General features: G+C 52.3%; 9 protein-coding genes. 3 read left to right on the forward strand and 6 right to left on the reverse strand.

All coding sequences use genetic code 11. The features are described 5' to 3' along the window. Window positions 1-16 precede the first annotated feature (16 nt). The 4 genes from GW590_RS21035 to GW590_RS21050 all read right to left on the reverse strand — a co-directional run bounded on the left by GW590_RS21035 (window position 17) and on the right by GW590_RS21050 (window position 6300). Entirely contained in the window at window positions 17-3154 is a 3138-nt protein-coding gene (locus GW590_RS21035; RefSeq protein ID WP_169405042.1) for a CusA/CzcA family heavy metal efflux RND transporter, read from the reverse strand. 10 nt (window positions 3155-3164) lie between these two features. Next, complete coding sequence (locus tag GW590_RS21040) at window positions 3165-4439, reverse strand: efflux RND transporter periplasmic adaptor subunit (protein WP_169405043.1); 1275 nt, start codon at window positions 4437-4439, stop codon at window positions 3165-3167. A gap of 116 nt (window positions 4440-4555) precedes the next feature. Continuing rightward, window positions 4556-4882, reverse strand: a complete 327-nt coding sequence (locus tag GW590_RS21045) for a copper-binding protein (protein WP_169405044.1) — start codon at window positions 4880-4882, stop codon at window positions 4556-4558. Window positions 4883-4917: 35 nt separating this feature from the next. Beyond that, complete coding sequence (locus tag GW590_RS21050) at window positions 4918-6300, reverse strand: Cu(I)/Ag(I) efflux RND transporter outer membrane protein (protein WP_169405045.1); 1383 nt, start codon at window positions 6298-6300, stop codon at window positions 4918-4920. 192 nt (window positions 6301-6492) lie between these two features. Here GW590_RS21050 and GW590_RS21055 point away from each other — a divergent pair, with 192 nt between their 5' ends. Beyond that, entirely contained in the window at window positions 6493-7176 is a 684-nt protein-coding gene (locus GW590_RS21055; protein ID WP_169405046.1) for a copper/silver response regulator transcription factor, read from the forward strand. After that, window positions 7166-8608, forward strand: a complete 1443-nt coding sequence (locus GW590_RS21060; protein WP_169405047.1) for a Cu(+)/Ag(+) sensor histidine kinase — start codon at window positions 7166-7168, stop codon at window positions 8606-8608. Before GW590_RS21055 ends, GW590_RS21060 begins: the two co-directional genes overlap by 11 nt. Window positions 8609-8671: 63 nt before the next feature. Here GW590_RS21060 and GW590_RS21065 read toward each other — a convergent pair whose 3' ends face one another. Then, window positions 8672-9757: an ABC transporter ATP-binding protein gene (locus GW590_RS21065; protein ID WP_169405076.1), complete on the reverse strand. Its 1086-nt coding sequence runs from the start codon at window positions 9755-9757 to the stop codon at window positions 8672-8674. 311 nt (window positions 9758-10068) lie between these two features. Then, on the reverse strand, window positions 10069-11559 hold the full coding sequence (gene pdxR, locus GW590_RS21070; protein ID WP_169405048.1) for a MocR-like pyridoxine biosynthesis transcription factor PdxR: 1491 nt from the start codon (window positions 11557-11559) through the stop codon (window positions 10069-10071). A gap of 136 nt (window positions 11560-11695) precedes the next feature. On the opposite strand from pdxR, the gene GW590_RS21075 reads away from it, so the two are divergent. Continuing rightward, window positions 11696-12964 carry a 4-aminobutyrate--2-oxoglutarate transaminase gene (locus tag GW590_RS21075; RefSeq protein ID WP_169405049.1) on the forward strand — a complete coding sequence of 423 codons (1269 nt, stop codon included), beginning with the start codon at window positions 11696-11698 and terminating at the stop codon, window positions 12962-12964. The last annotated feature ends 33 nt before the right edge of the window (window positions 12965-12997 follow it).

Here is a 12997-nt window from a genome sequence, read left to right on the forward strand (position 1 = left end):
CTTTGCCACTAGTTCCCTAGTTTCGACGTCGGTGTAACCAGATCAATTTATAAGCGGCCGGGATAATAAACATCGACAGCAGCGGCGCAGTGATCATGCCGCCAATCATTGGTGCTGCTATCCTGCTCATGATTTCCGAACCGGTGCCGGTGCCCCACAAGATCGGCAGTAATCCGGCAACGATCACCGCCACGGTCATCGCCTTTGGTCGCACGCGCATCACCGCCCCCTGATACAACGCGTTGTCCAGTCCCTGTACCGTAAAGGTTTCGGCGACGAGTAAGCGCGGATCCTGTTCAATGGCGTGACGTAAATACATCAGCATCACCACGCCAAACTCGGCGGCGAGACCTGCCAGCGCAATGAACCCGGTACCGGTGGCAACTGATAAGTGGAAACCCTGCCAGTACAGAAACCAGATACCGCCAATTAAGGCAAAGGGGATACTGGCAATAATCAGCAATGCTTCGCTGACCCGGCGAAAAGCCAGATAGAGCAAAATAAAGATAATCATCAGGGTCATCGGCACCATTAAGGTCAATTTCTGGTTGGCGCGCTCTAACAGCTCATACTGACCGGTAAAGGAGACGCTGGTACCGGGTTGCAAATGGACTTGCCGGGCAATCACTTTTTTCAGGTCATTGACCACTGACACCATATCCCGCCCGCGTGAATCAATAAAAATCCAACTGGTGGGGCGCGCATTTTCGGTTTTTAACATCGGCGGTCCAGAGACAATCTTGATATCGGCCACTTCTCCCAGGGTGATTTGCTGTTTTTGCGCAGTTAATATCGGCAGTTGGCGCAGGGTTTCCGGACTGTCGCGAAAACTCTGCGGATAGCGAATATTAATCGGGTAGCGAGCGATGCCTTCTACGGTTTCCCCCACCTCGGCACCGCCGATCGCCGACGAGACAAAAAGCTGAACATCCTCGACGGTCATGCCATATCTTGCTGCCGCTTCACGCTTGATATCCACATCAATATAACGCCCGCCCACCAGTCGTTCTGCCAACGCGGATACCACGCCGGGGACCTGGCGGGCTGCCGTGGCAATTTGCTGCGCGGAAGCATCGATATCGGCCAGTACGCTACCTGAGACTTTAATCCCTATGGGGCTTTTGATCCCGGTGGACAGCATATCGATGCGGTTACGGATCGGCGGCACCCAGAGGTTTACCAGCCCCGGCAGACGTACCCTGGCGTCCAGCTCGTCGATGATTTTATCCAGCGTCATACCTGCTCGCCACTGAGACTGCGGCTTGAGCTGGATGGTAGTCTCGACCATCTCCAGCGGTGCCGAATCGGTGGCCGTTTCCGCACGCCCGGTCTTGCCAAATACCGTGGCTACTTCGGGCACGGTTTTAATCAGTTTATCGGTGGCCTGCAACAGCACTGCCGCCTGCGCAGCAGAAATACCGGGCAGGGTAGAGGGCATATATAACAAATCCCCCTCATTGATTTTGGGTAAAAACTCGCCGCCTATTTTGCCCAGTGGCCAGATAACGGTCAGTATCGACAACAGGGCAATACCCAGCGTCAGTTTTGGCCAGTTCAGCACACGGATCAGCATTGGATGATAGAGTTTGATTAACAGGCGATTTAACGGATTACGGGCTTCGGCACGAATATGCCCGCGGATCAGATAGCCCATCAGGATCGGGATCACCATAATTGCCAATCCCGCGGCCCCGGCCATGGCATAGGTTTTGGTAAAGGCCAGCGGGCCAAAGAGCCGTCCTTCCTGACCTTCGAGGGTAAAGATCGGGATAAAGGAGAGGGTGATAATCAGCAGGCTGATAAATAACGCCGGACCGACCTCGACTGAGGCATCAGTGATCACCTGCCAGCGTGAGGCGCTGTCCAGCGGTTGTCCGGGATGCTGATGTTGCCAGGCTTCGATTTTTTTATGGGCGTTTTCTATCATGACAATAGCGGCATCCACCATGGCACCAACGGCGATGGCAATTCCCCCCAGCGACATAATATTGGCGTTGATCCCCTGATAGTGCATCACAATAAAGGCAATGCATAAGCCCAGCGGCAACGACACAATGGCCACCAGAGCGGAACGCAGGTGCCACAGAAACAGCGCGCAGACTACGGCGACTACGATAAATTCTTCCAGCAGTTTATCGCGTAAATTATCAATGGCGCGATCGATGAGCTGACTGCGATCATAGGTGGTGACCACTTCCACACCGGCAGGCAGACTGGCTTTTAGCGACTCCAGTTTGGCTTTAACCGCCGAGATCACCTCTCTGGCATTTTTGCCGGAACGCAAGATCACTACGCCACCGGCTGCCTCGCCCTCACCGTTTAATTCCGAGATGCCACGCCGCATTTCCGGCCCGATTTGTACCCGAGCCACATCACCCAGATAGACCGGAACGCCGGTTTCGTTGGTTTTTAACACAATATGATTAAAGTCATCCAGCGTTTGCAGATAGCCGCTGGCCCTGACCATATATTCGGCCTCGGCCAGTTCCACCGATGAACCCCCGGCTTCCTGGTTGGAGGCGGTAATCGCCTGTTTGACTTCCGTCAGTCGGATGCCGTATTGCGCCAGTTTTAGCGGATTAACGACGATCTGATACTCTTTTACTACCCCGCCAATGGACGCGACTTCCGCTACCCCCGGCAGAGTTTTGAGTTCAAATTTTAACACCCAATCCTGTAGCGAACGTAATTCCGCCAGGTTATGTTGGCCACTGCGATCGACCAGCGCGTACTCAAATATCCAGCCGACGCCGGTGGCATCGGGGCCGATTTGCGGCGTCACACCGGTTGGCAGTTTGCCCTGTACCTGATTGAGATATTCCAGTACCCGCGATCTGGCCCAGTATAAGTCGGTGCCATCTTCAAAAATAACGTAAACGTAGGAAGCACCAAAAGAGGAAAAACCGCGTACCGTTTTTGCTCCCGGCACCGAGAGCATGGTGGTAGTTAACGGGTAGGTCACTTGATTTTCGACAATCTGCGGTGCCTGACCGGGATAGCTGGTTTGTACGATAACCTGAACATCCGAAAGGTCGGGCAGTGCATCTACCGGGGTATGCACAATGGTCCAGGTTCCCCACAGGCAGAGAAACAGGGTTGCCATCATCACCAGAAAGCGGTTCGCCACTGACCAGCGCAGGATCCATGCAATCATTTTTCTTTCCTTATTGCTGAGTAGCAGCGGATGAAGGAGGGGTGACATCGGCCATAGCCGCGTTGTCGTGGCGCATATTATCCAGCGCACCGGCAATATTGGCCTCGGAATCAATCAGAAACAGGCCATTAATCACCACCGACTCACCGGCCGACAGACCGGCGCTTACTGCGGTTTCTTGCTGTGACTCATGAAATATTTTGATCACTTTCGGCACAAAGCGTCCCTCGGCGTTCAGGGTGATCACCCGTTGTTCACTGCCGGTATCGATTACCGCCTGCGAAGGGATCAATAACATCTCCGGGCTTTGTGTGGTCAGGGTTAACGACGCATTCATCCCGGGTTTCAGCAATTCATCGTGATTATCTACCTGCAGCCGAACCTGCAGTGTACGGGTGGCGGTATCGACACTTGGCAGGGTGTTCCATTTCTGCACTTTAAAGTTTTTATCCGGATAGGCGGGGACCTGCACAGTAAATTGTGAAGAGTCCTTGATCAGATAGGCGACGGATTCCGGCAGCGCGGCACTGATCCACACCGGGTCCATCCCCTGAATCTGCGCCACTACGCTGTCTTTGGTGATATTCATGCCGGTTCTTAAGGCAAAAGCGGTGATCACCCCATCGATAGGCGCCCGCAGGGTAAAGTGTGTTTGTATCGTTTTGGTTTTGCGCAGTTGCTGGATGTCTTCTTCCGGCATACCGTCGAGTCGCAGTCGTTCCAGCACACCTTCGACCTGGGTAGCCGTGCCACCAGTAGTGGTAAGCAGCAGATATTCACTTTGTGCTTCGACCCATTGCGGAATGGTCAGCTCAATGAGCGGAGTGGCTTTTTTTACCTTGTCACCCACGGTAAGGGGGTAGACCTTTTCGATAAAGCCTTCGGCACGGGACTGGACAATAACAAACTGATATTCATTAAAACTGACATTGGCCGGCAAGGTTTGCGCATAGGTCAGTTTGCCCATACGTACCTTCTCAGTGCGCATACCCAGATTTTGCGTTTGTGTAGCATCAATACGCACTCCGGGCCGGGTAACGCCACCGGCAGACTCTTCGTCGGCATATTTCGGCAACAGGTCCATATCCATAAACGGAGATTTACCTGGCTTGTCAAACTTGGTATTGGGACTCATTGGGTCATACCAAAAGAGTACCTTACGCTCAGTGACAGCCGGTTTACTATGCACAACGTTGATAGAGTAAAAAGCAGCTAATACGATAATCAGAATAACCAGCACACTGCTTATTATTATCGCTGTGCGTTTAACAAGGAGAGAACACATAGGCTACCTTACCGGTGCGTAAATTTATAATATGCAAAAATATAAAGTGTCGCTTTGCGGCCTGGTCAATGCTGAAAATAAATTGCCCGGCGACACTGTTGTTTTGACGATATTGATTAGTTTTTCACGGCAATATTTTTCAGCACAGCCAGAGGCCCTTGCTGTACAAAAGAAAAATTAACCTGATCGCCCACCTTGATGGCGGACAATTGACTGGCCGAGGCAAAGGTAAAACGCATGGTCATTGCCGGCCAGCTAATGGCCGGAATAGCCTGATGGGCAATGCTGACTTTACTATTTTGGTAATCAATTTCTTTTACTACCCCTTGTGCCTGCACCAGCTGTTGTTGCGCGGCAGAAGAAGCAGCCTGTTCCGCCGCCTGGACAGAAAAGATCGTGGTTAAAGAGCAAGCAATTAAAGCAACCTGAATTAAACGACGCATAATGATATCTCCTCAGATAAAGGGTAAATGTGTAATTACTCAACCCATCCACCGCCCAAGGCGGTAAATAAATTAACTTCATTGATCTGCCGGGCATATTTCAAATCGAGAATAGCCTGTCGGGTGGCAAACAAGTTTCTTTCGGCATCCAGCACGTCGATATAGCTGACGGCACCGTGGGCATAGAGCGCAGTGGCGCGTTGCAGGCTGACCTGTAACGAAGTCAGATAAGCCTCTTGTGCCAAAAGTTGGGCGCGGTAGCTGTCTTTTAATGACAATTGGTCCGCGACTTCTTTAAAGGCGGTTTGTATTCTCTGTTCATAAGTGACAATGGTTTGCTGCTGGCGAACTTCAGCCAGTGATAAATTGGCTTTATTACGGCCAGCATTAAACAGCGGCACATCAATTTTAGGAATAAAATTCCACATGCCGCTGGCGGCATTAAATAAACTGGAAAGATTAGTGCTGCTGCCGGTGATATCACCAGTAAGGGAAATAGACGGGAAAAACGCCGCCCGCGCCGCACCGATATTGGCATCGGCCGCCATCATTAAATGTTCGGCCTCGGCGATATCCGGTCTTTGCAATAAAATAGTTGAAGAGAGACGAGGGGGGAGCTGCACTTCATCGAGATGTTCGATGCTTTGGCTATTATTTTCGGCTAATGCACTCGATCTTCCCAACACCAGCCATAATGCATGGTTAGCCTGTGCCAGTTCGCCCTCTCTTTTCGCCACCTCGGCTTGGGTGGTGGCTATCAGCCCCTTGGCCTGCTCCAGTGCCAATAGGGTGGTACTACCAGTCAATAACTGTTTTTCCACAAAGGAATAGGACTGCTGATAATTAATCAGCGTTTCTCTGGCCACCTGTAATTGCTGAAAGGCCAGACGCTGGCTGTAATAACTTTGCGTTACGCTGGCAACCAGCAAAATATGCACCGCGCGCTGTGCCTGCTGGCTGGCAAAATAGCTTTGCCGGTCCGCTTCACTCAGGTTTTTTAGTCGGCCAAAAAAATCCAGATCATAACTGATATCAAGCCCGGCACTGTATTGTCGTGACGTTGCTGCATTTCCTTTCAACGGGCCAGAGTAGGTGCCGTCAGTGGCACCATTTAACTGTGGATAACGATCGGCATCGGTAATTTTATACTGCGAGCGCGCTTCGGCTACCTTGAGCGTCGCCATGCGCAAATCAGGATTATGCTGCAATGCCTCGCTGATATAGCTTTTTAGCAACGGATCGGTAAAAAAATTATGCCAGCCGCTATCATTGATGCCACGGGCCGTCACCAGGGCATTTTGGCCAACAGAAAACTGTTGCGGAACCGGTAACGCCGGACGCTGGTACTGCGGAGCAAGGGAAGTGCAGCCTTGCAGGATCAATAAACTGCTTAGCGTTATTATTTTTAATGTCAACATGTTGCTTCCCGTCAAATGGCCCCGGATAACAGAGTGATGTTATTGGTTAGCGGTGGTGGTGATAGCTACCCTAACGGATCGCCTCTGTTGGACCCGTGACAGGAAAATGACAATGCTGTCATTTAGCGGATAAGTCGTTGATATCAGCGAGCGCAACACTAGAATGGTCTGACCGTACCTGTGGGAGGACGCGTGAAACTATTAATCGTCGAAGATGAAGTTAAAACCGGTGAATATCTGAGCAAGGGACTGACCGAGGCCGGTTTTGTGGTCGACCTGGCTGATAACGGCATGACCGGTTATCACTACGCCATGACCACGGATTATGATCTGCTGGTGCTGGATATTATGCTGCCAGATATCAATGGCTGGGAGAGTGTCAAATTGCTGCGCTCGGCGGGCAAGGGTATGCCGATTTTACTGCTGTCGGCTCTGGGTACCGTCGAACACCGGGTAAAAGGGCTGGAACTCGGGGCCGATGACTATCTGATCAAGCCTTTTGCTTTTGCCGAGCTGCTGGCCAGAGTGCGTACTCTGCTGCGTCGTGGTTCAGTGGTAATGGCGGAAAGTCAGTTTCAGGTAGCCAATCTGCTGCTCGATGTGGTTACTCGCCGGGTAACGCGCAGCGGGGTAAAAATTACCCTGACCAGCAAGGAGTTTACCCTGCTGGAATATTTTATCCGTCACAGCGGCGAAGTGCTGCCCCGTTCGCTGATTGCCTCGCAGGTGTGGGATATGAATTTTGACAGTGATACCAACGCCATTGATGTGGCGGTAAAACGGCTACGGGCAAAAATAGACAATGATTTTGAACCGAAACTGATCCACACCGTGCGCGGTGTTGGCTATGTTCTTGAGGCGCCGGATGGCGAATAAAACGTTGCGTCGTCCTTTATCTTTATCTGCGCGCTTAACCGCCTTTATCAGCCTGGCAACGGTTGCCGCCTTTGCCATCTTCACCTGGATTATGATCCACTCGGTTGAGAACCATTTTGCCGAACAGGATGTTGATGATTTACGCCAGTTAAGCAGCGGGTTACGCACTATTTTAAGCCAGGAGAACGAATCGCAGAGTACGCGCCTGCAGCAATTAATTAACGCCCGAGAGAATCACCGTAACAGTTATATTTATCTTGGCGATGCGCAGAATCAGCCACTCTATCAGTCGCCGGACGGGCCGGATCTCAGGCAGGTATTGAGCTCGGTAACTTTCAATGCTGCCGGGGATATTGGTGATGTGATAGTCTGGCAGGATCCGCAGGTGACGAATATGCCGCATGATGTCATGCGCCGTGCCAGTTACCGCATTGTTGCCCTGGCGATTGATACCCGGGTGGACGGCAAACCCACGCGCTATAATCTGCTGCTTGCGTTGTCGATAGATTTCCACCTGCACTATATCCAGGCACTGAAAGATAACCTGATCATGACTGCCATCGCCATTAGTGCGGCAATCGTGTTGATGATTTTATTTATTGTCTATCAGGGACATGCGCCAATCAGGCAGGTAAGTCGTAAAATACAGGGCATCACGTCCGAGAATCTGTCGAGCCGCTTATCGCCGCAACAGGTCCCTATCGAACTGGCACAATTGGTGATCTCGTTTAATCAGATGATTGAGCGCATCGAGGATGTGTTTACCCGCCAGTCGCATTTTTCTGCCGATATCGCCCATGAAATGCGCACGCCCATTACCAATCTGGTGACCCAGACAGAAATTGCCCTCAGTCAACCGCGTTCGGCCAAAGAGTATGAAGATGTTCTCTATTCCAATCTGGAAGAGTTTTCGCGGATGGCAAAGATGGTCAGCGATATGCTGTTTTTATCTCAGGCGGATAATAATTTGCTGATCCCGGAGCGGGTGACGCTCTATCTGAGCGAAGAAGTGGGCAAGGTTTTTGATTTTTTTGAAGCCTGGGCAGAAGAACGCCAGGTCAGTCTGCAATGCTTTGGTCAAAATGTGGCAATCAGTGGCGATGCGTTGATGTTGCGTCGTGCTATCAGCAATTTGCTCTCCAATGCCATTCGGTATACGCCAGCTGGTATGGCGGTTAGCGTGCGGATAACGGATTTAAGCGATCATATTCAGTTGATTGTTGAAAATCCCGGCAGCGCCATTGACTCGGCGCATCTGGATCGACTGTTTGATCGCTTTTATCGCGTCGATCCTTCACGGCAGCGCAAAGGTGAGGGCAGCGGTATTGGGTTGGCGATTGTCAAATCCATTATCCAGGCCCATCGGGGTACCATCACTGTGACCTCCGATGCGCAAGTCACCCGATTTATTATCGCCTTGCCGAAAGCATAAAACGCTTACGCCGAGGGGGAAAATACCCTCGGCGCTTGAGCTATTTTGCGTCTGCGCGGGGCATTAGTGGGTGACGACATCCAACGCTTTAAGATTTTTGGCTTGCCATGACAGCATCACATCACTGCCGGGAGTCCAGTCGGCATGCACCTGCGACGCCGGCATTTTGACCATAAAGTTACCCTGTCCCGCCACCTCGGTCAGCATTCGCACATGGTCGCCCAGATAGATAAATTGCTGAATTTTGGCTTTTACCTGCTGGCTACCTGCGCTGGGATTATTGACGCTGATATGTTCCGGGCGAATGCATAACATGATTTTTTTGCCCGGCGAGCTCGGACGCACTTTTAATGCCGCCAATTGCGTGCCGTCGTCAAGGCTGGTGCGGTAATAATCGCCGTCGGCTTGTACATTGGTTGCCAGTAAGCTGTTGTTTTCGCCAATAAATTGCGCCACAAACGAGTTGGTGGGTTCTTCGTAGATTTTATTGGGCGTATCCATCTGCTGGATCACCCCGTCATTGAAAACCGCAACGCGATCGGACATGGTCATCGCTTCGCTCTGATCGTGGGTGACATAGACAATGGTCAGATCGAGCATTTCATGTAATTGCTTGATTTCCATCTGCATATGCTCACGCAACTGCTTATCCAGCGCTCCCAGAGGTTCATCCATCAATACCAGTTTTGGTTCAAATACCAATGCGCGCGCCAGCGCCACACGCTGCTGCTGGCCACCGGACATTTGTGCCGGGTAACGGTCGGCCAGAGGTGTCAGTTTTACCATATCGAGAATGCGGTCAACCTTGGCTTTGATATCCGCTTTGCTCAGGCGGCGAATGCGCAGGGGAAAAGCCAGGTTTTCTGCCACCGTCATATGCGGAAACAGGGCGTAATTCTGGAATACCATGCCGATATCTCGTTGATGCGGCGGCAAATTATGTAATGGCTTATCGCGCAGTAAAATTTCACCCTGGGTCGGCGTTTCAAAACCGGCAAGCATCATCAGGCTGGTGGTTTTACCTGAACCCGAGGGCCCGAGCATGGTTAAAAACTCCCCCTCCTGTACCTCGAGATTGAGGTTTTTAACAACCAGCTTATCGCCGTCGTAGCTCTTCACGATATTTTTAAAGCTGACATAGCTTTTCATCACGGTTACTCCCAGAAAACTGACTATCACATGTTTGGTACCACCCGGCATGATTTATGCATGATCCTGTTTGCAGAACGTGGCGGGATGGCGCTATTAAAAATCTTTACCATTGTGAAAAGCGTTCTGACAAGTAGTTTTTGACAAAATCATGAAAATTTTAAGCCTGAGGGAGAGTCCGCAGGTTTATGTTTTTTATTGTAATTTTCTGTTTGGCATTTTTTGTAAGCGGTTTTCTGTCAGCAGGATTATGCAATCCCCGGCAAGCCAATATCACTCACCAGGGCTGCACCGAAAACAGGCAAAAAGCGTTATTCCGGCATTTTCAGACGGCGTTTCAGGCAGGAAACGATGGTGGCAAAAGCGGTTTCCATTTGCGGAATTTCCACGCAGCCGTAGCCGAGTATCAGTCCGCGACGATGGGTGTTGTACATGTAATAGCCTGATAAGGCGCGAGTTAGTACGCCTTTCTGCTCCAGCTCGGCACTTAGCGCCACGTCGTCAATGGCATCTGGCAATGATAAAATCAGGTGCAGTCCCGCGTTGCTGTATTCACAAAGAAAATCCTTTCCCAGCTCCTGTTCAATCATCCGCGCCAGGGCGTTGCGTCGTTTGCCATACAGCAAGCGCATACGGCGGATATGCGCCCCATAGTGACCTTCGCGAATAAACTCCGACAGCGTCAACTGCGCCAGCCCGTTGCCGCCGCGATACAGCTCCGAGTGAGCGATCTTCAGCTTGGCCGCAAGCGCGCGCGGTAAAACCACGTAGCTGATGCGCATGGCCGGATAGAGCGTTTTGCTGAAGGTACCAATGTAAATCACCGGCGCATCGGGCAATAAACCCTGCAACGCCGGGATCGGACTGCCCGAGTAACGAAATTCGCTGTCGTAATCATCCTCCACCACCCAGCTGCCATGCTGTACCGCCAGCGCCAGAATTCGTTGCCGCCGGGCCAGGCTCATCACCGATCCCAGCGGATACTGGTGCGAAGGCGTCACGCAGATCAGTTTGGGCGGTGTCTCATCTTCGCCTGAGATATCAGCAGGATCCATACCATTTTCATCTACCGGAATGGCCTTCATGGTAATGCCGTTGATACTGAGAATATTACGTATTCCCCAGTAGCTCGGCTCTTCAATCCAGGCAGTATCGCCATGGTCGCAAAGCACCTTGGCCAGTAAATCCAGGGCTTCATGGGTGCCGGCGGTGATCAGAATTTGCTCCGGGGTGCAGTTCACCGAACGGGCGATATGCAGATAGTCGGTCAGCGCATGCTGCAACGGCGAGCAGCCACCGTGACGGGAGTAGGTGAGATATTCCGGACTCAGACGGCGGTTGAGCCGGTTTTGCAGCTTGCGCCAGATATCGTAGGGAAAACGGGTGACATCGGGCACACCGGGCATAAACGCCCCCCACTGGTGCGGTGCCACCCCGGTTCTGCCCAGCAGGCGGGTACCGCGTTTGGACAGATTGACGTTGGCGCGCACCGGCAAACTGGCCGGACGGGATTGCACGCTGCCCATTCCCGCCTCGGGCAGATCGGCATTGACAAAAGTTCCGCTGCCGGCGCGGGTCTGTAAATAACCTTCCGCCTGCAATTGTTCATAGGCTGCCAACACGGTATTTCGCGAAATGCCCAACTCTTTAGCCAGGTCGCGGGTAGCGGGTAAACGGCTGCCGGGCGCGATACTGGCGTCAAGGATCGTGCCCCTTAGTGCCTGGTACAACCGCTTGTTGAGGTTGCTGTCGGAGGTGGAGCCCAGCCGGTGCAAAATCAGATCTGAGAGGAGTGAGCGCAATTGGTACCTTAAAATAAATAGAACTGGTTCTAGATTATAGGACCGGTTTGGCGCTAAAAAGCAAGGGTGATGATTAACGCATCGAACGATTTAACTGGATCAATGATTCAACGCAACGAAAGGGCAGGAGTAAGAAATGGATCATAGCGAATTAGAACAACGCCGCAAGGCAGCCACACCACGCGGCGTTTCAGTGATGTGCAACTTCTACGCCAGCAAAGCGGAAAACGCCACCCTGTGGGATGAAGAAGGTGGCGAGTATATCGATTTTACTGCCGGCATTGCGGTGCTGAACACCGGACATCGTCACCCGAAAGTGGTGGCCGCGGTGAAAGAACAGCTCGATTTATTTACCCATACCTCCTATCAGGTGGTGCCTTACGCCAGTTATATCACCCTCGCTGAACGCATCAACCGCGTTGCCCCCGTTGAAGGTCCGGCGAAAACCACATTTTTTACGACCGGTGCCGAAGCACTGGAAAATGCGGTGAAGATTGCCCGCGCCGCTACTGGCCGTCCTGGCATTATCACCTTTGCCGGTGGTTTTCATGGCCGTACCTTACTGACCATGGCGCTGACCGGCAAAGTTTCGCCATACAAAAAAGGCTTTGGTCCTTTCCCGGCCTCCATCTTCCATGCTCGCTACCCTAATGCGGTGCAAGGTGTCAGCGTTGAGGATGCGCTGGAAAGCATTGAGTATTTGCTGCGTAGCGATATTAATCCTGAAGACGTCGCCGCCATTCTGTTTGAACCGATCCAGGGCGAGGGCGGCTTTAATATCGCTCCGGAAGCCTTTGTTAACGGCTTACGCGAGCTGTGCGACCGCCACGGCATGCTGCTGATTGCCGATGAAGTGCAGAGCGGCTTTGCCCGCACCGGCAAAATGTTTGCCATGGACTACTACCCGAATGCCAAAGTGGACCTGATCACCATGGCCAAAAGCCTGGGCGGTGGACTGCCAATCTCCGGAGTTAGTGGACGCGCGGCGGTGATGGATGCGCCAGAACCGGGCGGACTGGGCGGCACCTATGCCGGTAACCCGCTGGCCGTAGCTGCGTCACTGGCGGTACTGGATATTATTGAAGAAGAACAACTGTGCCAGCGGGCGCAACGACTGGGTGCCGAGCTGGTTGAAGTCTTGCAGCAGGCGAAAAGTCACTGCCCGGCCATTGCCGATGTCCGTGCGCGTGGCTCGATGGTGGCTGTGGAGTTCAAGGACCCAGCGACCGGCAAACCTTCTGCCGAATTGACCCGCCGGTATCAACGCAAGGCGCTGGATGCCGGCTTGCTACTGCTGAGTTGCGGCGTGTATGGCAACGTTATCCGCTTCCTTTATCCGCTGACCATTCCGGATGCGCAGTTTAAACAGGCACTCACTATTCTTGACCGCGCTTTAACCGACTGATTGCAACGGACGGTGCGTCCGTTGTATGGCAAT

This window comes from Rouxiella aceris, assembly GCF_012933545.1.
In the GTDB taxonomy this organism is placed as follows: domain Bacteria; phylum Pseudomonadota; class Gammaproteobacteria; order Enterobacterales; family Enterobacteriaceae; genus Rouxiella; species Rouxiella aceris.